The organism is Escherichia sp. 93.1518, from assembly GCF_013368915.2.
In the GTDB taxonomy this organism is placed as follows: Bacteria; Pseudomonadota; Gammaproteobacteria; order Enterobacterales; family Enterobacteriaceae; genus Escherichia; species Escherichia ruysiae.
Genome location: NZ_JABWMT020000024.1, coordinates 1 through 22,928, shown reverse-complemented (window position 1 = coordinate 22,928; position 22,928 = coordinate 1). Strand labels below are relative to the sequence as shown.

Here is a 22,928-nt window from a genome sequence, read left to right as displayed (position 1 = left end):
AGCAATGGCTTTAACAACAATTTCACCGCATGATGCACAAGAATTAATCTCACGCGGTGCAAAGTTAATCGATATTCGCGATGCCGATGAATATCTTCGTGAACATATTCCTGAAGCGGATCTGGCACCATTATCCGTGCTGGAACAGGCTGGTCTTCCGGAAAAATTACGTAGAGAACAAATTATATTCCACTGTCAGGCTGGAAAACGCACCAGTAATAATGCACAAAAATTAGCAGCGATTGCCGCCCCCGCAGAGATATTTTTACTGGAAGGCGGAATTGATAGCTGGAAAAAAGCGGGATTGCCGGTAGCCGAAAATAAATCACAGCCTTTACCATTAATGCGTCAGGTACAGATCACAGCTGGTGGCTTAATATTAATCGGCGTCGTATTGGGTTATGCCGTGAATAGCGCGTTCTTTTTATTAAGCGGCTTTGTCGGTGCGGGATTAATATTTGCGGGTATCAGCGGTTTTTGCGGGATGGCAAGGTTGTTAGATAAGATGCCGTGGAATCAGCGAACGTAAGAAGCGACGCCGGACGCGCCATAGTGGCGGCATCCGGCAGCAGTCATTAGATCAGGAAATCGTCGAGAGATTTACCTTCAGCCAGTGCCTGAGCGATCGGTTTCGGTGTACGACCCTGACCGGTCCAGGTTTTGACTTCACCATTAAAATCGGTGAATTGATATTTCGCCGGACGCGGCTGGCGTTTTTTACCTGCACGCGGTGCCGCAGAATTATTACCGAATAACTCTTCCGGGTTAATTCCGTCAGCCTTCATCAGCTCCAGCCAGGTGCTAATTTTCTCCTGGCGCTCTGCCAGTTCACGCTGCTGCTGTTCTTCTTCTTCACGTCTTTCTTTAGTGACAACCCTGAATTTTTCGAGCATTTCTTCAAGAACGTCAATGGAGAATTCGCGAGCCATCGCACGGAGGGTGCGAATGTTATTTAAACTTTGTAACATTACGGACATAATAAAGAAAACCTTTTAACGCCAAAACAAAAAAAGTATTTCGTCGCGTAGTGTAAGCGATCACTTATTATATTTCCACAAAATTTAATCTATTTACAGTCGCGTGCGATATTATTTCAACCGTTATTTCCAGACAAATTAATAATTATTTTCAGTTTATATATTAGCCATTTGGCTTATCATTCCAGACATTTGCGAATAATCGGGTGCTCTCTGCGCCATCATCACCGAATGTAGATTAAAGACAAGTGAATAAAAATGCACAAACAAAGAATAAAACAAATTTTCAGCAACTGAAATTTTATGCTGACATTAGTGGCTTCAGGTCATTAAAAATGCTAAATGAGCTCACCCCCCTACTTAAGCCGGATTGTCTACGCTTTATAGCGTTAACATCTCTTAACCGCCCCACCAGCACAGTTCAAAATAACCACGTAATGATATGATTTTAAATAAAATTATTCATGAAGGCATTTAAAAATCCATAATGTATAAAAAATACGCCATTGCGGAAGATTTTATCTACAAAAACAAAATAAATAAAAATTTTTCACTAATTGATTACTGGCAACCAGCAATATACGCTATGCAAAAATGAAACAGGCAGTCTAAAGCACTGCTTCCATTTCCATTCATATCCGATTTCGCTTTTATTAAGGAGCATTCACATGTTCTCACCGCAGTCACGCTTGCGTCATGCAGTTGCAGACACGTTCGCGATGGTTGTTTATTGTACTGTCGTGAACATGTGTATTGAAGTTTTCCTCTCCGGGATGAGCTTCGAACAGTCTTTTTATTCCAGGCTGGTGGCCGTTCCGGTGAATATCTTAATTGCATGGCCATATGGCATGTACCGCGATCTGTTTATGCGCGCGGCACGCAAAGTTAGCCACTCTGGTTGGACAAAAAATCTGGCTGATATTCTGGCTTATGTGACGTTCCAGTCACCGGTGTATATGGCGATCTTATTAGTGGTAGGCGCAGACTGGCACCAGATTATGGCTGCGGTCAGTTCAAACATCGTTGTTTCGATGCTGATGGGGGCGGTCTATGGCTACTTCCTTGATTACTGTCGCCGCTTGTTCAAAGTGAGCAGCTACCAGCAGGTAAAAGCCTGACCCTTCTTTTCGCGACTGGCACCGCCAGTCGCGTCTTTAACTGGCTTCGCCAAATAAACCATGCAAATAACGTTCAAGCGCAACACGCGAACTAAAGCCATGCGGGATACCGTAATGCTCATGACGTTCACCCGCTAAATAGAGCGGAAATTGCTGGTAATGATCGCAAGTTTTAATATCGGAAGCAGGTTCAGCCAGTGTGGAACTACGTTCTTTTAATGTTGGATGAATTATCAGTGCGGTACGTCCCATTCTCGCTTCGCGGTTAACATAGACATAATGTTCCCCACGGCGGTAACCGTATGCTTTCTGGGTTACTACATCGACAGTAAAACCGACTTTCTCAAGTACGCGCGCCACCTCGTCTGGTCGTAAATACATATTTTATCCTCGTTATTATCTACTGCGCGCCTACCTTACCTGATTGCGCATTCCCAACGCTTTCAGAAAAGTCCATAAAGCCGCGATGAATCTCTGTTAAGAAAATTATGGTCTACACTGAAAATTACATCGAATTCTAATGGGGGATCATATGTTTAACAGACCGAACCGCAACGACGTCGATGATGGCGTGCAGGATATTCAGAATGATGTCAATCAATTAGCCGACAGTCTCGAATCTGTATTGAAGTCCTGGGGCAGCGACGCAAAAGGTGAAGCCGAAGCCGCACGCAGTAAAGCTCAGGCTCTACTGAAAGAAACCAGAGCGCGGATGCATGGTCGTACTCGCGTCCAGCAAGCCGCGCGCGATGCAGTTGGCTGCGCAGATTCTTTTGTTCGTGAAAGACCCTGGTGTAGCGTGGGTACAGCAGCTGCGGTAGGTATTTTTATCGGCGCGCTGTTAAGCATACGCAAATCGTAATGCAACAATGATAATAAATACGCGTCTTTGACCCCGAAGCCTGACTTCGGGGTTTTTAACTTAAGGCACCGCGTAATTGTTGTGCCACCTGCTGCGCCATGCTTTCGCTAACGATATTGGTAAACGAGAGAAGCAATCCTCCTTCCCCACTTGAGCAGATACGCCAGTCGCTAAGTGCTTGTACCGCAAGGCCAGCAGCATTGGCTTTACGCGCGTGGACAATATCGTCGCCCACCATGCTGATAACCATCTGGATGCCCCCTTTTTGTGGCACAACCTGGAATCCTTGTTGCGTAAGCGCCTGCTCAATCCACTGCCTACGCTGAGCATAGTGCTGACGCATTTTCTTCAGATGCCGCCAGAAATGCCCCTCGTGAAGAAAGTCTGCCAGTGTGTTCTGCCATAGAACAGGCACTGCACATGGCTCCCGTGACGCCTGTTGGCGGAATTGTGCAATCTGCTCCACCGGCACCACCAGCCACGCACAGCGCAATGCAGGAAATAGCGATTTGCTGAATGTTCCGGCATAAATCACCCGCTGCGGCGCGTCGAGGCTTTTCAGTGCCGGTAATGGCTTACCGTGATAACGGAATTCACTGTCGTAATCGTCTTCAATAATCCACGCCTGCGCACGCTCTGCCCACGCCAACACCTGATGCCTGCGCGCCAGAGAGAGCGCAACACCGAGCGGGCTTTGATGCGCAGGAGTTATCAGAGCAAAACGTGCATCAGGATAATTTTGCATTCCGCTTGCGACATCCAGTCCGTTGTCATCAACAGGCACAGGTAAAATTTCCACACCGTGGCGAGTAACAATCGGGCGAATCAGCGGAAAACCAGGATCTTCCATCCACATCCCGTCTCCCGGTTTCGCCAGCGCGTACAGAATTAAGGCCATTGAGGCTGCATAACCGTGAGTGATAAAGATCTGTTCTGGCTGGCATTCAATCCCGCGTGAGACGCGTAAATAATCAACAATTGCCTCGCGCAACACCACTTCACCACAGACATCGCCTAACGCCAAATCAAAGCGCGTCTGGGTACGAAGGCGACGCCCCATCACCCGCGCCCACAGCTCACGCGGAAAGAGATCGAGTGCGGGTAATCCCATCTGGAATGGCAGCGGTTGCTGGCTTTCACCGGCAAAGGCAAGCACATCCACAGCGGATTGTTGGGGATGTATCTGCTCACTGACAAAGGTGCCTGCCTGCCCTCGTCGAACCAGCCATCCCTGCGCCACCAGCTCAGCATAAGCATTTTCGACAGTGGATCGGGACACGCCCAGCTCCTGTGACCAGGTACGACTGGAAGGTAGCCTTGCGCCGGGTTTCAGTTCCCCTTGCTCAATAGCCGTTTTTAACTGACGTGCGATATCCTGATAGCGTGGCATATGGTCTGCTTTTTTAGGTAATTTATGGCTCTCTTTAGCAGTCCATTATAGTGCTACATTGCGGGCGTTAATAAGAGGAGAAACTGTATGACTACATTACGTCAGCCTTACTACGAACTTAGCCCGGCAGTGTATAGCGCGCTGGTGCAGGCCAAAACGGCGCTGGAAAATAGTGCGCTGGATACCACACTGATGGAGTTAGTTTATTTGCGCGTCTCGCAAATCAACGGCTGCGCATTTTGTCTGGAGATGCACAGTAAAGCATTACGTAAATCCGGTGTGCCACAGCACAAGCTGGACGCTCTTGCAGGCTGGCGGGTGAGCCATCATTTTGACGATCGCGAGCGGGCGGCGCTGGCATGGGCGGAATCGGTGACCGATATTGCCCGAACCCATGCAGAAGACGACGTTTATCAACCTCTGCTTGAACATTTCAACGCAGCAGAGATCAGCGACCTGACTTTTGCCATCGGACTGATGAATTGCTTTAACCGCCTGGCCGTTTCCATGCGGATGTAATTTCCTGATGCCGGGTAATCACCCGGCTATAGAACACAAAACCCCCTACCCCGTTGAGCCACTCAACGGTGGTGAGTTTTATCGAAATTTCCCATATCTTGTATGGTTGAATCTTTTTTCAACTACATCTAGTATCCCTGTATCAACAGAGAGACAACCCGACGCGTATCATCGCGCCGTATCTTCATTTTAAACGGAAATACGAATCATGCGCATTACTATTTACACTCGTAACGATTGCGTTCAGTGCCACGCCACCAAACGGGCGATGGAAAACCGGGGCTTTGATTTTGAAATGATTAATGTCGATCGCGTTCCTGAAGCGGCGGAAGCGTTGCGTGCTCAGGGCTTTCGTCAGCTGCCGGTTGTGATTGCAGGCGATCTTAGCTGGTCTGGTTTTCGCCCGGACATGATCAATCGTCTGCATCCAGCGCCACACGCGGCCAGTGCATGAGCCAGCTCGTCTACTTCTCCAGCAGCTCCGAAAATACGCAGCGTTTTATCGAACGTTTAGGGCTACCCACCGTGCGCATTCCACTCAATGAGCGGGAACGGATCCAGGTAGACGAGCCTTACATCCTGATCGTGCCCTCTTACGGCGGTGGCGGTACGGCTGGCGCTGTGCCACGACAGGTGATTCGCTTTTTAAACGACGAGCATAACCGGGCGTTGCTTCGCGGCGTTATTGCTTCGGGCAATCGCAACTTTGGTGAGGCGTATGGTCGCGCCGGAGATGTAATTGCCCGGAAATGCGGTGTGCCGTGGCTGTACCGCTTTGAACTCATGGGTACGCAAAGCGATATCGAAAACGTTCGTAAAGGAGTAACCGAATTTTGGCAACGACAACCGCAGAATGCCTGACGCAGGAAACGATGGATTACCACGCTCTGAATGCGATGCTTAACCTTTACGATAGCGCAGGCCGCATTCAGTTCGATAAAGACAGCCAGGCCGTTGACGCCTTTATAGCGACGCATGTGCGTCCGAACAGTGTGACCTTCAGTAGCCAGCAGCAGCGCCTGAACTGGCTGATCAACGAAGGTTACTATGATGAAAGCGTCCTTAATCGCTACTCTCGCGACTTTGTCATTACGCTGTTTGCCCACGCGCACGCCAGCGGTTTTCGTTTCCAGACATTCCTCGGGGCATGGAAGTTTTACACCAGCTATACGTTGAAGACATTCGATGGCAAGCGTTATCTGGAAGATTTTGCCGATCGAGTAACGATGGTGGCGCTGACACTGGCACAAGGCGATGAAACACTGGCGACGCAACTGACTGATGAGATGCTGTCTGGACGTTTTCAGCCTGCCACGCCAACATTCCTCAACTGCGGTAAACAGCAGCGCGGCGAACTGGTTTCCTGTTTTCTGCTGCGTATTGAAGACAATATGGAGTCGATTGGTCGGGCGGTAAATTCCGCACTGCAACTGTCAAAACGCGGCGGCGGTGTGGCTTTTTTGCTGTCGAATCTGCGGGAAGCGGGCGCGCCAATTAAACGTATTGAAAATCAATCTTCTGGCGTGATTCCGGTGATGAAAATGCTGGAAGACGCATTTTCCTATGCCAATCAGCTCGGCGCTCGTCAGGGAGCTGGGGCTGTATATCTGCACGCGCATCATCCCGATATTCTGCGTTTTCTCGACACGAAACGGGAAAATGCCGACGAGAAAATCCGCATTAAAACGCTGTCGCTGGGCGTGGTGATCCCGGATATCACCTTCCATCTGGCGAAAGAGAATGCGCAGATGGCACTGTTTTCGCCTTATGACGTTGAGCGGGTTTACGGCAAGCCGTTTGCCGATATTGCCATCAGCGAACACTATGACGAACTGGTTGCCGACGAACGCATCCGCAAAAAATATATCAATGCGCGTGATTTCTTCCTGCGGCTGGCGGAGATCCAGTTTGAATCCGGCTATCCCTACATCATGTATGAAGACACGGTTAACCGTGCTAACCCTATTGCCGGACGCATAAATATGAGCAATCTTTGCTCAGAGATTTTGCAGGTTAACAGCGCCTCAGAGTATGACGAGAATCTCGACTATGCGCGCACAGGCCATGATATTTCCTGCAATTTAGGTTCGTTGAATATTGCCCACACCATGGATTCCCCTGACTTTGCCCGCACGATAGAAACAGCCGTGCGCGGTCTGACGGCGGTGTCAGATATGAGTCATATCCGCAGCGTGCCGTCTATTGAGGCCGGAAATGCCGCCTCGCACGCCATCGGGCTGGGGCAGATGAATTTACACGGTTATCTGGCGCGGGAAGGCATCGCCTATGGTTCACCGGAAGCTCTGGATTTCACCAATCTCTATTTCTACACCATCACCTGGCACGCCCTGCGTACTTCAATGTTGCTGGCGCGCGAACGCGGTGAAACCTTTGCCGGGTTCAAACAGTCGCGCTATGCCAGCGGTGAATATTTTAGCCAATATCTGCAAGGTAACTGGCAGCCGAAAACGGCGAAAGTTGGCGAACTGTTTGCCCGTAGCGGTATTACGTTACCTACCCGTGAGATGTGGGCGCAGCTGCGCGACGACGTGATGCGCTATGGCATATACAACCAGAATCTCCAGGCGGTGCCGCCAACCGGTTCTATCTCTTATATCAACCATGCCACGTCGAGTATTCATCCGATTGTGGTGAAAGTAGAGATCCGCAAAGAGGGCAAAACAGGACGCGTTTACTACCCTGCCCCGTTTATGACTAACGAGAATCTGGCGCTGTATCAGGACGCTTACGAAATCGGCGCGGAAAAGATTATCGACACCTACGCCGAAGCGACACGCCATGTCGATCAGGGGCTGTCGCTGACGCTGTTTTTCCCCGATACCGCCACAACCCGCGATATCAACAAAGCGCAGATTTACGCCTGGCGTAAGGGAATCAAAACGCTCTATTACATTCGCCTGCGTCAGATGGCGCTGGAAGGTACTGAAATTGAAGGCTGCGTCTCCTGCACGCTCTAAGAGACTGAAAAACAATTGCAATATATTGAATTTGCAAAATTTTGTAGGCCGGATAAGGCGTTCACGCCGCATCCGGCAGGAACAAAGCGCACATTGCCAAAAATCGGAGTCTGATGAGTCCGGCTTTAAGGAATATCTATGAAACTCTCACGTATCAGCGCCATCAACTGGAACAAGATTACTGATGATAAAGATCTGGAGGTGTGGAATCGCCTGACCAGTAATTTCTGGCTACCGGAAAAAGTGCCGCTGTCGAACGATATCCCCGCCTGGCAGACATTAAGCGCCGTAGAGCAACAACTGACGATGCGTGTTTTTACTGGCCTGACGCTGCTCGACACGCTGCAAAATGTTATCGGCGCACCCTCGCTGATGCCCGATGCGCTCACGCCCCATGAAGAGGCGGTATTATCGAATATCAGCTTTATGGAAGCGGTTCATGCCCGCTCTTACAGCTCGATTTTCTCGACGTTGTGCCAGACAAAAGATGTCGATGCCGCCTACGCCTGGAGTGAAGAAAACGCGCCGTTGCAGCGAAAAGCACAGATTATTCAGCAACATTATCGCGGCGATAATCCGCTGAAAAAGAAAATCGCCAGTGTCTTTCTGGAATCATTTTTGTTCTACTCCGGCTTCTGGCTGCCGATGTATTTTTCCAGTCGCGGTAAGCTGACCAATACCGCAGACCTGATCCGTCTGATTATCCGCGATGAAGCAGTGCACGGTTATTACATCGGTTATAAATATCAGAAAAACCTGGAAAAAACCTCCCAGGCACAACGCGAAGAGTTAAAGAATTTTGCCTTCGATTTGTTGCTGGAACTCTACGACAACGAACTGCAATACACCGATGAGCTGTACGCCGAAACCCCGTGGGCTGACGATGTAAAAGCGTTTCTCTGCTACAACGCTAATAAAGCATTAATGAATCTGGGGTACGAACCGCTTTTCCCGGCAGAAATGGCGGAAGTGAATCCGGCAATCCTCGCCGCGCTTTCGCCGAATGCCGATGAAAATCACGATTTCTTTTCCGGTTCTGGCTCCTCTTATGTGATGGGAAAAGCGGTCGAAACAGAAGACGAAGACTGGAATTTCTGACACGGTTATTTTAAAAAATATCATCAACCACAGCAGGAAAATAATTTCCATTAAGTAGCTTTTTATCACACAAATATTTTGTGGTGATCTACACTGATACTCTGTTGCATTATTCGCCTGAAACTACAATATTCAGGCGTTTTTCCGCTATCTATAACAAAAAATATCAACTTTTCTCGATTTGCTCTCAGCCCTTATATCACGGGAAATTCCGGCAATTTGCTCACGTCAATATTCATGCCACATTTGCCCTCAGGGGTTGCCTCAGATTCTCAGTATGTTAGGGTAGAAAAAAGTGACTATTTCCATCGGGTAATATATCGACATAAACAAATAACAGGAATCTTTCTATTGCATGGCAATTAAATTAGAAATTAAAAATCTTTATAAAATATTTGGGGAGCATCCACAGAGAGCTTTCAAATATATCGAACAAGGACTTTCAAAAGAACAAATTCTGGAAAAAACAGGGCTATCGCTTGGCGTAAAAGACGCCAGTCTGGCCATTGAAGAAGGCGAGATATTTGTCATCATGGGATTATCCGGTTCGGGTAAATCCACAATGGTACGCCTTCTCAATCGCCTGATTGAACCCACCCGTGGACAAGTACTGATTGACGGTGTGGATATTGCCAAAATATCCGACGCCGAACTCCGTGAGGTGCGCAGAAAAAAGATTGCGATGGTCTTCCAGTCCTTTGCCTTAATGCCACATATGACCGTGCTGGACAATACTGCGTTTGGTATGGAATTGGCCGGAATTAACGCCGAAGAACGCCGGGAAAAAGCTATTGATGCACTGCGTCAGGTTGGGCTGGAAAATTATGCCCACAGCTACCCGGACGAACTCTCGGGCGGGATGCGTCAACGTGTCGGATTAGCTCGCGCATTAGCCATCAATCCGGATATTTTATTAATGGACGAAGCCTTCTCGGCGCTCGATCCACTAATTCGCACCGAGATGCAGGATGAGCTGGTAAAATTACAGGCGAAACATCAGCGCACCATTGTATTTATTTCTCACGATCTCGACGAAGCTATGCGTATTGGCGACAGAATTGCCATTATGCAAAATGGTGAAGTCGTTCAGGTCGGTACACCGGATGAAATTCTCAATAATCCGGCGAATGATTATGTCCGTACCTTCTTCCGTGGTGTTGATATTAGCCAGGTGTTCAGCGCAAAAGATATTGCCCGCCGCAGCCCTAATGGCTTAATTCGTAAAACGCCCGGTTTCGGCCCGCGTTCGGCACTGAAATTATTGCAGGATGAAGACCGCGAATATGGTTACGTCATCGAACGCGGTAATAAGTTTGTCGGCGCAGTCTCTATCGATTCGTTAAAAGCAGCATTAACGCAGCAGCAAGGTCTTGATGCGGCGCTGATTGATGCGCCGTTAGCGGTCGATGCACAAACGCCTCTTAGCGAGTTGCTCTCTCATGTCGGACAGGCGCCCTGTGCGGTGCCCGTGGTCGACGAAGACCAACAGTATGTCGGCATCATTTCGAAAGGAATGTTGCTGCGCGCTTTAGATCGTGAGGGGGTAAACAATGGCTGATCAAAACAATCCGTGGGATACCACGCCAGCGGCGGACAGTGCCGCACAATCCGCAGACGCCTGGGGTACACCGGCTCCAGCACCGACTGATGGCGGTGGCGCTGACTGGCTGACCAGTACGCCTGCGCCAAACGTCGAGCATTTTAATATTCTCGATCCGTTCCATAAAACGCTGATCCCGCTCGACAGTTGGGTCACTGAAGGGATCGACTGGGTCGTTACCCATTTCCGTCCCGTCTTCCAGGGCGTGCGCGTTCCGGTTGATTATATCCTCAACGGTTTCCAGCAATTGCTACTGGGTATGCCTGCGCCAGTGGCGATTATCGTTTTCGCTCTCATCGCCTGGCAGATTTCCGGGGTCGGAATGGGCGTGGCGACGCTGGTTTCGCTGATTGCCATCGGCGCAATCGGTGCCTGGTCGCAGGCCATGGTCACCCTGGCGCTGGTATTAACTGCCCTGCTGTTCTGTATCGTCATTGGTCTGCCGCTGGGGATCTGGCTGGCGAGAAGTCCGCGAGCAGCGAAAATAATCCGTCCACTGCTTGATGCCATGCAGACTACGCCCGCGTTTGTTTATCTGGTGCCAATCGTCATGCTGTTTGGTATCGGTAACGTGCCGGGCGTGGTGGTGACGATCATCTTTGCTCTGCCGCCGATTATCCGTCTGACCATTCTGGGGATTAACCAGGTTCCGGCGGATCTGATTGAAGCCTCGCGCTCATTCGGTGCCAGCCCGCGCCAGATGCTGTTCAAAGTTCAGTTACCGCTGGCGATGCCGACCATTATGGCGGGCGTCAACCAGACGCTGATGCTGGCGCTTTCTATGGTAGTTATCGCCTCGATGATTGCCGTCGGCGGGCTGGGTCAGATGGTTCTGCGCGGTATCGGTCGTCTGGATATGGGGCTTGCCACCGTTGGCGGCGTCGGGATTGTGATCCTCGCCATTATCCTCGATCGCCTGACGCAGGCCGTTGGGCGCGACTCACGCAGTCGCGGCAACCGTCGCTGGTATACCACTGGCCCAGTCGGTCTGCTGACCCGCCCATTCATTAAATAACTCTGCACTTGCCCGGTGACGCCGGGCATTATCACCCTGCCAAAAAAAGGAATAACAATGCGACATAGCGTACTTTTTGCGACAGCGTTTGCCACGCTTATCTCTACACAAACTTTTGCTGCCGATCTGCCGGGCAAAGGCATTACCGTTAATCCGGTTCAAAGCACCATCACTGAAGAAACTTTCCAGACGCTGCTGGTCAGCCGTGCGCTGGAGAAATTAGGTTATACCGTCAATAAACCCAGTGAAGTGGATTACAACGTTGGCTACACCTCACTTGCTTCCGGCGATGCGACCTTTACCGCAGTGAACTGGACGCCGCTGCATGACAACATGTACGAAGCTGCCGGTGGCGATAAGAAATTTTATCGTGAAGGGGTATTTGTTAACGGCGCGGCACAAGGTTACCTGATCGATAAGAAAACCGCCGACCAGTACAAAATCACCAACATCGCGCAACTGAAAGATCCGAAGATCGCCAAACTGTTTGATACCAACGGCGATGGCAAAGCGGATTTAACCGGTTGTAACCCCGGCTGGGGCTGCGAAGGTGCCATTAATCACCAGCTTGCTGCGTATGAACTGACCAACACCGTGACGCATAATCAGGGTAACTATGCGGCGATGATGGCCGACACCATCAGTCGTTACAAAGAGGGCAAGCCGGTGTTTTACTACACCTGGACGCCGTACTGGGTGAGTAACGAACTGAAGCCGGGCAAAGATGTCGTCTGGTTGCAGGTGCCGTTCTCCGCACTGCCGGGCGATAAAAACGCCGATACCAAACTGCCGAATGGCGCGAATTACGGCTTCCCGGTCAGCACCATGCATATCGTTGCCAACAAAGCCTGGGCTGAGAAAAACCCGGCGGCAGCGAAACTGTTTGCCATTATGCAGTTACCGGTTGCGGACATTAACGCCCAGAACGCCATTATGCATGACGGCAAGGCCTCAGAAGGCGATATTCAGGGTCACGTTGATGGCTGGATCAAAGCCCACCAGCAGCAGTTCGATGGCTGGGTAAATGAGGCGCTGGCAGCGCAGAAGTAATTTTTATTCGGGCGGATAAGGCGTTTTCGCCGCATCCGCCTTCTGTGCACAATGCCTGATGCGACGCTGGCGTCGTCTTATCATGCCTACAAATCACACCGCACATTTCAACAATCAATCTTTCACCCCACATCCATAAACATCCGCTATTATTGCTTTTCAGACTAATCATCACCTGATAAACAACAATAATGACTAAACCCAATCACGAGCTTAGCCCGGCGCTGATCGTGCTGATGTCGATCGCCACCGGTCTGGCGGTCGCCAGCAACTATTACGCCCAGCCATTGCTCGACACCATCGCGCGTAACTTTTCCCTTTCTGCCAGTTTGGCGGGCTTTATTGTCACCGCCGCGCAGCTAGGTTATGCCGCCGGTCTGCTATTTCTAGTTCCACTGGGTGATATGTTTGAACGCCGCAGGCTGATCGTCTCAATGACCTTACTGGCAGCCGGTGGCATGTTAATCACTGCCAGCAGTCAGTCACTGGCGATGATGATCCTCGGTACGGCATTAACCGGTTTATTCTCGGTCGTGGCACAAATTCTGGTTCCGCTGGCGGCAACACTGGCCTCACCGGAAAAACGCGGCAAGGTGGTTGGCACTATTATGAGCGGCCTGCTACTGGGCATTTTGCTGGCGCGTACCGTTGCCGGGTTGCTGGCAAATCTCGGCGGCTGGCGCACCGTTTTCTGGGTCGCAGCAGTATTAATGGCGCTAATGGCGCTGGCGTTGTGGCGCGGCCTGCCGCAGATGAAATCAGAAACCCACCTCAACTACCCACAGTTGTTAGGTTCCGTTTTCAGCATGTTTATCAGCGATAAGATCCTGCGCACCCGCGCGGTGCTGGGCTGCCTGACCTTTGCTAACTTCAGCATTCTGTGGACATCAATGGCCTTTTTGCTTGCCGCACCGCCTTTTAACTACAGCGATGGAACGATTGGTCTGTTTGGCCTTGCAGGAGCCGCTGGGGCGCTGGGCGCACGTCCGGCAGGTGGTTTTGCCGATAAGGGTCAATCGCACCTGACAACAACTTTCGGCCTACTGCTGCTGTTGCTCTCATGGCTGGCGATCTGGTTTGGTCACACTTCCGTGCTGGCGCTGATTATCGGCATCCTGGTGCTGGATCTCACCGTACAGGGCGTGCATATCACCAATCAAACCGTGATTTATCGTATTTATCCTGATGCACGTAATCGTCTGACCGCAGGCTATATGACCAGTTACTTTATTGGCGGTGCCGCCGGTTCACTGATTTCGGCCTCTGCCTGGCAACATGCCGGTTGGGCTGGCGTTTGCCTGGCTGGTGCGACGATTGCCCTGGTTAATCTGTTAGTCTGGTGGCGAGGTTTTCATCGTCAGGAAGCCGCTATTTAGACAATCAGCAACCGTTTTCGTGGCTTTACACTTATAAGGGTGTTAAGAAGCCCATCAGTCTGATAAGGTTAAGATATTCATTCAGTCTATTTATAATTTTAACAGTCGTTAAGCGTACACTCTATGGTAAGCCCTACTCCTCTGCCTGCTTCTGGTTCGGCGACCTTCATGGAAGGATGCAAAGACAGTTTACCGATTGTTATTAGTTATATTCCGGTGGCCTTTGCTTTCGGTCTGAATGCGACCCGTCTGGGATTCTCTCCTCTCGAAAGCGTTTTTTTCTCCTGCATCATTTATGCAGGCGCGAGTCAGTTCGTCATTACCACGATGCTGGCAGCCGGGAGTAGTTTATGGGTCGCTGCGCTGACCGTCATGGCAATGGATGTTCGTCATGTCCTGTATGGTCCATCGTTGCGTAGCCGCATTGTTCAGCGTCTGCAAAAATCGAAAACTGCATTGTGGGCGTTTGGCCTGACGGATGAAGTTTTTGCCGCAGCAACGGCAAAGCTGGTACGCAATAATCGCCGCTGGAGCGAGAACTGGATGATTGGCATTGCCTTCAGTTCACGGTCATCGTGGGTATTTGGTACGGTTATAGGGGCATTCTCCGGCAGCGGTTTGCTGCAAGGTTATCCAGCCGTTGAAGCAGCATTAGGCTTTATGCTACCGGCGCTCTTTATGAGTTTTCTGCTCGCATCTTTCCAGCGCAAACAATCCCTTTGCGTTACCGCAGCGTTAATCGGCGCCCTTGCGGGCGTAACGCTATTTTCTATCCCCGTCGCCATTCTGGCAGGCATTGTCTGTGGCTGCCTCACTGCGCTAATTCAGGCATTCTGGCAAGGAGCGCCCGATGAGCTATGAGGTTCTGCTGCTTGGGTTACTGGTTGGCGCGGTTAATTACTGCTTTCGCTATTTGCCGCTGCGCCTGCGTGTGGGTAATGCCCGCCCAACCAAACGTGGTGCGGTGGGTATTTTGCTCGACACCATTGGCATAGCCTCGATTTGTGCTCTGCTGGTTGTCTCTACCGCACCAGAAGTGATGCACGATACACGCCGTTTCGTGCCCACGCTGGTCGGCTTTGCGGTACTGGGTGCCAGTTTCTATAAAACACGCAGCATTATCGTCCCGACACTGCTAAGTGCGCTGGCCTACGGGCTCGCCTGGAAAGTGATGGCGATTATATAACCCACAAGAATCATTTTTCTAAAACAATACATTTACTTTATTTGTCACTGTCGTTACTATATCGGCTGAAATTAATGAGGTCATACCCAAATGGATAGTTCGTTTACGCCCATTGAACAAATGCTAAAATTTCGCGCCAGCCGCCACGAAGATTTTCCTTACCAGGAAATCCTTCTGACCCGTCTTTGTATGCATATGCAGAGCAAGCTGCTGGAGAACCGCAATAAAATGCTGAAGGCTCAGGGGATTAACGAGACGTTGTTTATGGCGTTGATTACGCTGGAGTCTCAGGAAAACCACAGTATTCAGCCTTCTGAATTAAGTTGTGCTCTTGGATCATCCCGTACCAATGCGACGCGTATTGCCGATGAACTGGAAAAACGCGGTTGGATCGAGCGTCGTGAAAGCGATAACGATCGCCGCTGTCTGCATCTGCAATTAACGGAAAAAGGTCACGAGTTTTTGCGCGAGGTTTTACCGCCGCAGCATAACTGCCTGCATCAACTCTGGTCCGCACTCAGCACTAGCGAAAAAGATCAGCTTGAGCAAATCACCCGCAAGTTGCTCTCCCGTCTCGACCAAATGGAACAAGACGGCATGGTCCTCGAAGCGATGAGCTAACGCGTCATCTCGCTCAAAAATCCAGATTTATAAAAGAAAAACTGACCGGCCAGCATCGCAACGTGCTGGCCTTTTTGGCAAGCAGGTCGGCTCAGCCGATGAGTTAAGAAGATCGTGGAGAACAATATGAGCGCAAATGCGGAGACTCAAAACCCGCAGCAACCGGTAAAGAAGAGCGGCAAACGTAAGCGTCTGCTCCTCCTTCTCACCTTGCTCTTTATCATTATTGCCGTAGCGATAGGAATTTATTGGTTTTTGGTACTGCGTCATTTCGAAGAAACCGATGACGCATACGTGGCAGGGAATCAGATTCAAATTATGTCTCAGGTGTCAGGCAGCGTGACGAAAGTCTGGGCCGATAACACCGATTTTGTAAAAGAAGGCGATGTGCTGGTCACTCTCGACCCGACTGATGCTCGCCAGGCGTTTGAAAAAGCCAAAACTGCACTGGCTTCCAGCGTTCGTCAAACCCACCAGCTAATGATTAACAGCAAGCAGTTGCAGGCGAATATTGAGGTGCAGAAAATCGCCCTCGCTAAAGCACAGAGCGACTACAACCGCCGTGTGCCGCTGGGCAATGCCAACCTGATTGGTCGTGAAGAACTGCAACACGCCCGCGATGCCGTCACCAGCGCCCAGGCGCAACTGGATGTCGCCATTCAACAATACAATGCCAATCAGGCGATGATTCTGGGAACTAAACTGGAAGATCAGCCTGCCGTGCAACAGGCTGCTACTGAAGTACGTAATGCCTGGCTGGCGCTGGAACGTACCCGTATTGTCAGCCCAATGACCGGTTATGTCTCCCGCCGAGCCGTACAGCCTGGTGCGCAAATTAGCCCAACAACGCCGCTGATGGCGGTCGTTCCGGCGACCAATATGTGGGTGGATGCCAACTTTAAAGAGACGCAGATTGCCAATATGCGCATCGGTCAGCCGGTCACTATTACCACTGATATTTACGGCGATGATGTGAAATACACCGGTAAAGTGGTCGGTCTGGATATGGGTACGGGTAGCGCGTTCTCGCTGCTTCCGGCGCAAAACGCCACCGGTAACTGGATCAAAGTCGTTCAGCGTCTGCCTGTTCGTATTGAACTGGATCAGAAACAGCTGGAGCAATACCCACTGCGCATCGGTTTGTCCACGCTGGTGAGTGTCAATACCACTAACCGTGACGGTCAGGTACTGGCAAACAAAGTACGTTCTACGCCGGTAGCGGTAAGCACTGCGCGTGAAATCAGCCTGGCACCTGTCAATAAACTGATCGACGACATCGTAAAAGCTAACGCTGGCTAATCCAGAGGTGCGTGTGATGCAACAGCAAAAACCGCTGGAAGGCGCGCAACTGGTCATTATGACCATTGCGCTGTCACTGGCGACATTCATGCAGGTGCTGGACTCCACCATTGCTAACGTGGCGATCCCTACTATCGCCGGAAACCTGGGCTCATCGCTCAGCCAGGGAACGTGGGTGATCACCTCCTTCGGGGTGGCAAACGCCATCTCGATCCCCCTTACCGGCTGGCTGGCAAAACGCGTCGGGGAAGTGAAGCTGTTCCTCTGGTCAACCATCGCCTTTGCTATTGCTTCGTGGGCGTGTGGTGTCTCCAGCAGCCTGAATATGCTGATCTTCTTCCGCGTGATTCAGGGGATTGTCGCCGGACCGTTGATCCCGCTTTCGCAAAGTCTGTTACTGAATAACTACCCGCCAGCCAAACGCTCGATCGCGCTGGCGTTGTGGTCGATGACGGTAATTGTCGCGCCAATTTGCGGCCCAATCCTCGGCGGTTATATCAGTGACAATTACCACTGGGGCTGGATATTCTTCATCAACGTGCCAATTGGCGTGGCGGTGGTGTTGATGACACTGCAAACCCTGCGCGGACGCGAAACCCGCACAGAAAGGCGGCGGATTGATGCCGTGGGGCTGGCACTGCTGGTGATTGGTATCGGCAGTCTGCAGATTATGCTCGACCGGGGTAAAGAGCTGGACTGGTTCTCATCACAGGAAATTATCGTCCTCACCGTGGTGGCAGTGGTGGCTATCAGCTTCCTCATTGTCTGGGAGCTGACCGACGATAACCCGATAGTCGATCTCTCGCTGTTTAAGTCGCGCAACTTCACCATCGGCTGCTTGTGTATCAGCCTCGCGTATATGCTCTACTTCGGCGCTATTGTTCTGTTGCCGCAGTTGTTGCAGGAGGTATACGGCTACACGGCAACCTGGGCAGGGCTGGCGTCTGCGCCGGTAGGGATTATTCCGGTGATCCTGTCGCCGATTATTGGTCGTTTTGCGCATAAACTGGATATGCGTCGGCTGGTAACCTTCAGCTTTATTATGTATGCCGTTTGCTTTTACTGGCGTGCTTATACTTTTGAACCGGGTATGGATTTTGGTGCATCGGCCTGGCCGCAGTTTATCCAGGGCTTCGCGGTGGCCTGCTTCTTTATGCCGCTGACCACCATTACGCTCTCTGGTTTGCCACCGGAACGACTGGCAGCGGCGTCGAGTCTCTCCAACTTTATGCGAACGCTGGCGGGTTCTATCGGCACGTCCATTACGACGACTATGTGGACTAACCGCGAGTCGCTGCACCATGCGCAGTTGACCGAATCAGTGAACCCATATAACCCGAACGCCCAGGCGATGTACCATCAACTGGAAGGACTGGGAATGACGCAACAGCAGGCTTCCGGCTGGATTGCCCAGCAGATCACCAATCAGGGGCTGATTATTTCCGCCAATGAGATCTTCTGGATGTCAGCCGGAATATTCCTCGTCCTGCTGGGGCTGGTGTGGTTTGCCAGGCCGCCATTTGGTGCAGGTGGTGGCGGAGGCGGTGCGCACTGATGTTGTCAAAGGGAGCTGCGGCTCCCTTTTTATTTGCTCATTCTGCAAACGGTTGTTTTATCCACTCAATCGGTGTATCTTCTCGCCGCCTCACACTCTTCCATTCACCATTAACCGGTTCTGAACATTCGTTCAGGTTGTTAATTCTCTTTTCCCTTCGCCCTCGCTTTCGCGGGTGATACTTACATTTTTCTTTTAACCCCAAAACTCGCACCCTCGCGGGCGTACATTTATTACACACCAAATAATGGATTATTATGAATACCCAACGTAAATACGGGAGAACCTGGCACTACCCTTTCTCCCCTGGCACCACCAGCGATGACCGCATTAACGCCAGTTACTGGCAAGATATGCAGGCAATTTCTCAACTGGTACATACTGAAAAACTCGACGGCGAAAATAACTGTCTTAATCGCTTCGGCGTGTTTGCCCGTTCCCATGCAGCCCCTACGGAATCGGCATGGAGCTATAAGATTCGCCAACGCTGGCAACTACTGAAAAACGATCTCGGCGATCTGGAGTTGTTTGGCGAAAATCTTTATGCCGTTCACTCCATTGAATACCGGGCACTGGAGCAGGATTTTTATCTGTTTGCCGTTCGCTGTCAGGACATGTGGTTAAGCTGGGAAGAAGTTCAGTTTTACGCCGCCTTGTTTGATTTTCCCTGCGTCCCGGAAATTTCCGGCCCGCAGCCGGGAAAAGATGAAAAAAGCTGGCAACATGATTTTCTGGCGCTGACCTGTGAGCGCGGCGCGTTCGATCCCTGGGATACGCAAACCGGGCAACCCTGTACGCTGGAAGGCATTGTCAGCCGAAATCGCGACGCATTTTCCGTTGCCGATTTTCCCCATAATGTATTCAAGTACGTGCGCAAAAATCATGTCAAAACCAGCGAACACTGGAAGCGCCACTGGCGTCGGGCGCGGATGGCCCATGAGTTCGCTTATGGAGAACAGTCATGATTTGGCGACTTACCGACGATAAACGCTGGTCGACACTTCGCCAGCGTTTTAGCTGGGTTGAGGAGATGCATCACACGCCGCAAGACCCGGAGCATCATGGCGAAGGTGACGTTGGCGTGCATACCGAAATGGTGCTTAACGCGCTCGTTGCTCTGCCAGAATTCCAGCAACTCCCCGCTCAACAGCAGGAAGTTTTATGGGCGGCGGCGTTATTGCATGATGTTGAAAAGCGCAGCACTACCGTTCAGGAAAACGGACGTATTCAGTCGCCTGGTCATGCTCGTCGGGGCGAACTGACGGCCCGACAAATTTTATGGCGCGATATCCCCACGCCATTTGTGCTGCGCGAGCAAATCGTTGCACTGGTGCGTCTACATGGGTTACCGCTATGGTTACTGGAACGTCCGGAACCGGAGCGTTTACTGCTCACTGCTGCGATGCGCGTCGACACGCGCCTGCTCGCCCTGCTTGCCCGTGCCGATCTGCTTGGTCGTCATTGCCCTGATAAGCAGTCAATGCTGGAACGCATCGATCTGTTCGAGCTGTTTTGCCATGAGCAACAATGCTGGGGAAAAGCGCGCCCATTCGTTTCTGATTCCGCACGCTGGCATTACCTGACCCATGAACAAAGTTCTCCCGATTTTGTTCCCTGGGAGGCTGAACATTTTGAAGTTACTTTGCTGTGTGGCTTACCGGGAATGGGCAAAGATCGCTATATCAGTGAACAGTGCCAGGGAATGGATGTTATCAGCCTTGATGACATGCGGCGGCGAATCAATGCCAGCCCGGACGACAAAACCGCCACCGGGCGTATTGTGCAACAGGCAAAAGAAGAGGCGCGCGTTTTTTTACGCCAGAAAAAGCCGTTCATCTGGAATGCGACGAACATTACCCGCCAGCTGCGTAGCCAGCTTATCAGTCTGTTTACGGATTACGATGCGAGAGTCAGGATTGTCTATCTGGAAGTGCCGTGGTCGCAATGGAAGCAGCAAAATGCCAGACGCGAGTATGCCGTTCCTGAAGCGGTGGTGATGCGGATGGCCTCAAGGCTGGAAGTTCCACAACCTGATGAAGCGCATAGCGTGGAATATCGGGTGACTGACAGGTAGAAAGCCGGAGAATTAAACACCTGCCCGATACGTTTATCGTATCGGGCAGATTTACATTGCCTGAGAAGAGAATACTTTTGCACTTTTCTTAATGAGGAAATGTTTAATCTTATTATTTACGTGCATATAACCCATGCTTGGAAACCAGACTTACATTATTTTTTGATAATAATCCTGGTGTTTTTTATATCTAAAAAGATGTGCAAACAATAAACATGCAATTAATCAGTTACTGTTACTAACCCCGCAAAATTCCGAAAAAACATCTTATTGATTTCCTTTGCTTTTTCTTTGCTCATTTTTTATGCCTTAAGACATTTAAAAATTTCCGCTAAGTAAAATTATGCACCTTATTTTCACCCTAATGCCTAAACCATCAAAACAAATTAATATCAAATTAATCACAAATTAAACTGATTTATAATTATTGGCCTCACACACTACCCTTCATTTACAGAACAGCAACCTGATTCAGCGGCCTTAAAATCTAATTTTTTACGTAGTTACTGTGGATTCGCTATTTATCTTAAAATAAATCATAAGGATGAAAATTAACTTTATGAATATCAGACAGCATCCCTTGTCCACGCTGGCAATAGCTATTTCAACTGTGCTATCAATACCAATTTCTCAGGCATGGACACCACCAGCCACTATCAACAGCGATGTGACAATCAATAATAATGATGTCGTAACCTTATCTTCATCAGAAAATAACTCACCAGTATGGGACCAGTTTCGGTATCTTAATGTTGGAGCAACAAGTGCAGGAACGTTGAATATAGACGGGCGGGATCTGACTACTTCTAAAATCGTCATAGGTAATGCGACGTCAGGGACAATAAAATTAGAAAATAACTCTCATCTGACACTTAGCCATGCGTCGCCTAACCAACGTGATATTTATTTAGGAACCAATGGCGGCTCAGGAACCTTAATGGTTCTTAGCGGCAGTACTATCACCGATTTAAATGAATTCAGAATTGGTGAATTTAATTACCAGGCGCAGGGACAGGTCGTTATTGACGGTGAGGGGTCATCCGTTGCCGCACGGTATGTGATGGTAGGCGATCAGGGGACGGGTAAACTCGAAATCACTCATGGCGGTCATCTTACCTCATCGGTTGATATGATCATTGGCTTTAATGGAAATATGGAGAATTTTCAGGGAACGGGATACGGCGAAACCCTGGTTGATGGTGACAATTCTTCATTAGCCGTGAATGAGTTTATCTCCCTTGGGGGATTGGGCTCATTGCTGAACGATGCAAAAGGTATTCTTACCGTTAGTAATAATGCCACGGTCAGCGCGAATCAATTTATCTGGCTTGGAATGGACGAAACCAGCACCGGTATTCTAAACATTGGTGGAGCGCAGGGAGAAGCCGAACAGAAAGCGGGAACAATCAAGACACCGATTATCCATATGGGAAGCGATGTCGGGGATAGTACCGCCCAGATTAATTTCAACCATTCCAGCGAAGATTTTATCCTGGCGGCAGATATCGTTGGCAAAGGCGAGGTTAACCAGGCGGGTTCCGGAGTCACTACTTTAACTGGCGCAAATACTTATTCTGGTCAAACAAATATTAGTAAAGGCACCCTGCGCGCCGGTATCAACGATACCTTTAGCCCGAACTCCAGTTATGCCGTCTCCAGTGGAGGAAATATCGATTTAGACGGTTTTTCACAAACCTTAAATGCGCTGGATTTGGCAGGTACGGCAACGCTATCATCCTCAAAAAATGGCAACAATTTGACGCCTGCCACACTCACCATCAATGGCAATTACACCGCTAATAACGGTTTGTTAGTTATGCGTACCGAACTCGGCGATGATAATTCCGCGACCGATAAATTAATTGTAAAAGGCAACACGTCTGGTCATACCCGTGTGAGTGTTCACAATGCCGGTGGTCAGGGCGCCGATACGCTTGAAGGTATCCGCATTGTTGAAATAACGGGGGCATCAGAGGGTACGTTTAGTAAAGAAGGCCGTATTGTTGCCGGAGCCTATGATTATAACGTGACGAAAAGTGACGATCAGAACTGGTACTTAACCAGTGAAACCCCACTTATACCACCTGTTGACCCTGTAATTCCCGATACACCTTCACCTTACACGCCTTCGCCTTACACACCCGCTTCACCTGAACCGCAGCCGGAAAGAAAGCATCAGTATCGCCCGGAGATTGGCAGCTATGTGGCCA

The 22,928-nt window shown here is 50.2% G+C and carries 23 protein-coding genes; 20 read left to right on the top strand and 3 right to left on the bottom strand.

All coding sequences use genetic code 11. From position 1 onward, the window contains the following. The first annotated feature begins 4 nt into the window (after window positions 1-4). Entirely contained in the window at window positions 5-529 is a 525-nt protein-coding gene (locus HEN21_RS16610) for a rhodanese family protein (RefSeq protein WP_001229481.1), read from the top strand. Window positions 530-575: 46 nt separating this feature from the next. Here the strand turns inward: HEN21_RS16610 and stpA are convergent, their stop codons facing one another. Then, window positions 576-977: a DNA-binding protein StpA gene (stpA, locus tag HEN21_RS16605; RefSeq protein ID WP_000115375.1), complete on the bottom strand. Its 402-nt coding sequence runs from the start codon at window positions 975-977 to the stop codon at window positions 576-578. 668 nt (window positions 978-1,645) lie between these two features. Between stpA and alaE the strand changes: the two genes are divergently transcribed. Next, window positions 1,646-2,095, top strand: a complete 450-nt coding sequence (gene alaE, locus HEN21_RS16600) for an L-alanine exporter AlaE (RefSeq protein WP_000492676.1) — start codon at window positions 1,646-1,648, stop codon at window positions 2,093-2,095. Between the two features lie 36 nt (window positions 2,096-2,131). Here alaE and HEN21_RS16595 read toward each other — a convergent pair whose 3' ends face one another. Further along, entirely contained in the window at window positions 2,132-2,476 is a 345-nt protein-coding gene (locus tag HEN21_RS16595) for a DUF2002 family protein (RefSeq protein WP_000281310.1), read from the bottom strand. A gap of 151 nt (window positions 2,477-2,627) precedes the next feature. On the opposite strand from HEN21_RS16595, the gene HEN21_RS16590 reads away from it, so the two are divergent. Beyond that, complete coding sequence (locus tag HEN21_RS16590) at window positions 2,628-2,957, top strand: DUF883 domain-containing protein (protein ID WP_010345700.1); 330 nt, start codon at window positions 2,628-2,630, stop codon at window positions 2,955-2,957. A gap of 55 nt (window positions 2,958-3,012) precedes the next feature. Here HEN21_RS16590 and pdxR read toward each other — a convergent pair whose 3' ends face one another. Continuing rightward, window positions 3,013-4,347 (bottom strand): MocR-like pyridoxine biosynthesis transcription factor PdxR, encoded by a 1,335-nt coding sequence (gene pdxR, locus HEN21_RS16585; protein WP_176252396.1) that lies wholly within the window; start codon window positions 4,345-4,347, stop codon window positions 3,013-3,015. 87 nt (window positions 4,348-4,434) lie between these two features. Between pdxR and HEN21_RS16580 the strand changes: the two genes are divergently transcribed. The 17 genes from HEN21_RS16580 to HEN21_RS16500 form a co-directional block, all read left to right on the top strand. After that, on the top strand, window positions 4,435-4,866 hold the full coding sequence (locus HEN21_RS16580) for a carboxymuconolactone decarboxylase family protein (protein ID WP_176252397.1): 432 nt from the start codon (window positions 4,435-4,437) through the stop codon (window positions 4,864-4,866). Between the two features lie 208 nt (window positions 4,867-5,074). Beyond that, a complete protein-coding gene (gene nrdH, locus HEN21_RS16575) occupies window positions 5,075-5,320 on the top strand; it encodes a glutaredoxin-like protein NrdH (RefSeq protein ID WP_001223227.1) in 246 nt (81 codons plus the stop codon). Beyond that, window positions 5,317-5,727, top strand: a complete 411-nt coding sequence (gene nrdI, locus HEN21_RS16570; protein ID WP_176252398.1) for a class Ib ribonucleoside-diphosphate reductase assembly flavoprotein NrdI — start codon at window positions 5,317-5,319, stop codon at window positions 5,725-5,727. Before nrdH ends, nrdI begins: the two co-directional genes overlap by 4 nt. Further along, on the top strand, window positions 5,700-7,844 hold the full coding sequence (nrdE, locus tag HEN21_RS16565; RefSeq protein WP_176252399.1) for a class 1b ribonucleoside-diphosphate reductase subunit alpha: 2,145 nt from the start codon (window positions 5,700-5,702) through the stop codon (window positions 7,842-7,844). Before nrdI ends, nrdE begins: the two co-directional genes overlap by 28 nt. A gap of 138 nt (window positions 7,845-7,982) precedes the next feature. Then, the gene (gene nrdF / locus HEN21_RS16560) at window positions 7,983-8,942 is read left to right on the top strand and encodes a class 1b ribonucleoside-diphosphate reductase subunit beta (RefSeq protein WP_176252400.1); all 960 of its coding nucleotides are present in this window, start codon (window positions 7,983-7,985) and stop codon (window positions 8,940-8,942) included. 355 nt (window positions 8,943-9,297) lie between these two features. After that, a complete protein-coding gene (gene proV / locus HEN21_RS16555; protein WP_000985481.1) occupies window positions 9,298-10,500 on the top strand; it encodes a glycine betaine/L-proline ABC transporter ATP-binding protein ProV in 1,203 nt (400 codons plus the stop codon). Beyond that, window positions 10,493-11,557, top strand: coding sequence for a glycine betaine/L-proline ABC transporter permease ProW (gene proW / locus HEN21_RS16550; RefSeq protein WP_000774969.1), 1,065 nt, complete (start codon window positions 10,493-10,495; stop codon window positions 11,555-11,557). The genes proV and proW overlap by 8 nt, the downstream gene beginning before the upstream one ends. A gap of 57 nt (window positions 11,558-11,614) precedes the next feature. After that, the gene (proX, locus tag HEN21_RS16545) at window positions 11,615-12,607 is read left to right on the top strand and encodes a glycine betaine/L-proline ABC transporter substrate-binding protein ProX (protein ID WP_001216525.1); all 993 of its coding nucleotides are present in this window, start codon (window positions 11,615-11,617) and stop codon (window positions 12,605-12,607) included. A 191-nt stretch (window positions 12,608-12,798) separates the two neighbouring features. Further along, window positions 12,799-13,983, top strand: coding sequence for an MFS transporter (locus HEN21_RS16540; RefSeq protein WP_105286508.1), 1,185 nt, complete (start codon window positions 12,799-12,801; stop codon window positions 13,981-13,983). A 123-nt stretch (window positions 13,984-14,106) separates the two neighbouring features. Next, window positions 14,107-14,844 (top strand): L-valine exporter subunit YgaZ, encoded by a 738-nt coding sequence (gene ygaZ / locus HEN21_RS16535; protein WP_176252401.1) that lies wholly within the window; start codon window positions 14,107-14,109, stop codon window positions 14,842-14,844. Next, window positions 14,834-15,169, top strand: a complete 336-nt coding sequence (ygaH, locus tag HEN21_RS16530; protein WP_000119757.1) for an L-valine transporter subunit YgaH — start codon at window positions 14,834-14,836, stop codon at window positions 15,167-15,169. The genes ygaZ and ygaH overlap by 11 nt, the downstream gene beginning before the upstream one ends. 90 nt (window positions 15,170-15,259) lie before the next feature. Then, window positions 15,260-15,790: a multidrug efflux transporter EmrAB transcriptional repressor EmrR gene (gene emrR / locus HEN21_RS16525; RefSeq protein ID WP_000378436.1), complete on the top strand. Its 531-nt coding sequence runs from the start codon at window positions 15,260-15,262 to the stop codon at window positions 15,788-15,790. Window positions 15,791-15,916: 126 nt separating this feature from the next. Beyond that, complete coding sequence (gene emrA, locus HEN21_RS16520) at window positions 15,917-17,089, top strand: multidrug efflux MFS transporter periplasmic adaptor subunit EmrA (protein WP_010356273.1); 1,173 nt, start codon at window positions 15,917-15,919, stop codon at window positions 17,087-17,089. A gap of 16 nt (window positions 17,090-17,105) precedes the next feature. After that, window positions 17,106-18,644, top strand: a complete 1,539-nt coding sequence (gene emrB / locus HEN21_RS16515; RefSeq protein ID WP_176252402.1) for a multidrug efflux MFS transporter permease subunit EmrB — start codon at window positions 17,106-17,108, stop codon at window positions 18,642-18,644. 257 nt (window positions 18,645-18,901) lie between these two features. Then, a complete protein-coding gene (locus tag HEN21_RS16510) occupies window positions 18,902-19,609 on the top strand; it encodes an RNA ligase family protein (protein ID WP_105280766.1) in 708 nt (235 codons plus the stop codon). Next, on the top strand, window positions 19,606-20,718 hold the full coding sequence (locus tag HEN21_RS16505; protein ID WP_105286505.1) for an AAA family ATPase: 1,113 nt from the start codon (window positions 19,606-19,608) through the stop codon (window positions 20,716-20,718). Before HEN21_RS16510 ends, HEN21_RS16505 begins: the two co-directional genes overlap by 4 nt. Window positions 20,719-21,277: 559 nt before the next feature. After that, window positions 21,278-22,928: autotransporter outer membrane beta-barrel domain-containing protein (locus HEN21_RS16500; protein ID WP_183082920.1), on the top strand; the 1,651-nt coding region annotated here is incomplete at its 3' end.

What these genes read in the sequence shown, in the direction of transcription:
- HEN21_RS16595 (WP_000281310.1), bottom strand. Translation starts at nt 2,476, where the DNA reads ATGTATTTACGACCAGACGAGGTGGCGCGCGTACTTGAGAAAGTCGGT.
- stpA (WP_000115375.1), bottom strand. Translation starts at nt 977, where the DNA reads ATGTCCGTAATGTTACAAAGTTTAAATAACATTCGCACCCTCCGTGCG.
- nrdH (WP_001223227.1), top strand. Translation starts at nt 5,075, where the DNA reads ATGCGCATTACTATTTACACTCGTAACGATTGCGTTCAGTGCCACGCC.
- proW (WP_000774969.1), top strand. Translation starts at nt 10,493, where the DNA reads ATGGCTGATCAAAACAATCCGTGGGATACCACGCCAGCGGCGGACAGT.
- HEN21_RS16540 (WP_105286508.1), top strand. Translation starts at nt 12,799, where the DNA reads ATGACTAAACCCAATCACGAGCTTAGCCCGGCGCTGATCGTGCTGATG.
- HEN21_RS16590 (WP_010345700.1), top strand. Translation starts at nt 2,628, where the DNA reads ATGTTTAACAGACCGAACCGCAACGACGTCGATGATGGCGTGCAGGAT.
- HEN21_RS16610 (WP_001229481.1), top strand. Translation starts at nt 5, where the DNA reads ATGGCTTTAACAACAATTTCACCGCATGATGCACAAGAATTAATCTCA.
- nrdI (WP_176252398.1), top strand. Translation starts at nt 5,317, where the DNA reads ATGAGCCAGCTCGTCTACTTCTCCAGCAGCTCCGAAAATACGCAGCGT.
- emrA (WP_010356273.1), top strand. Translation starts at nt 15,917, where the DNA reads ATGAGCGCAAATGCGGAGACTCAAAACCCGCAGCAACCGGTAAAGAAG.
- pdxR (WP_176252396.1), bottom strand. Translation starts at nt 4,347, where the DNA reads ATGCCACGCTATCAGGATATCGCACGTCAGTTAAAAACGGCTATTGAG.
- alaE (WP_000492676.1), top strand. Translation starts at nt 1,646, where the DNA reads ATGTTCTCACCGCAGTCACGCTTGCGTCATGCAGTTGCAGACACGTTC.
- proX (WP_001216525.1), top strand. Translation starts at nt 11,615, where the DNA reads ATGCGACATAGCGTACTTTTTGCGACAGCGTTTGCCACGCTTATCTCT.
- emrB (WP_176252402.1), top strand. Translation starts at nt 17,106, where the DNA reads ATGCAACAGCAAAAACCGCTGGAAGGCGCGCAACTGGTCATTATGACC.
- HEN21_RS16505 (WP_105286505.1), top strand. Translation starts at nt 19,606, where the DNA reads ATGATTTGGCGACTTACCGACGATAAACGCTGGTCGACACTTCGCCAG.
- emrR (WP_000378436.1), top strand. Translation starts at nt 15,260, where the DNA reads ATGGATAGTTCGTTTACGCCCATTGAACAAATGCTAAAATTTCGCGCC.
- nrdF (WP_176252400.1), top strand. Translation starts at nt 7,983, where the DNA reads ATGAAACTCTCACGTATCAGCGCCATCAACTGGAACAAGATTACTGAT.
- ygaH (WP_000119757.1), top strand. Translation starts at nt 14,834, where the DNA reads ATGAGCTATGAGGTTCTGCTGCTTGGGTTACTGGTTGGCGCGGTTAAT.
- proV (WP_000985481.1), top strand. Translation starts at nt 9,298, where the DNA reads ATGGCAATTAAATTAGAAATTAAAAATCTTTATAAAATATTTGGGGAG.
- HEN21_RS16510 (WP_105280766.1), top strand. Translation starts at nt 18,902, where the DNA reads ATGAATACCCAACGTAAATACGGGAGAACCTGGCACTACCCTTTCTCC.
- HEN21_RS16580 (WP_176252397.1), top strand. Translation starts at nt 4,435, where the DNA reads ATGACTACATTACGTCAGCCTTACTACGAACTTAGCCCGGCAGTGTAT.
- ygaZ (WP_176252401.1), top strand. Translation starts at nt 14,107, where the DNA reads ATGGTAAGCCCTACTCCTCTGCCTGCTTCTGGTTCGGCGACCTTCATG.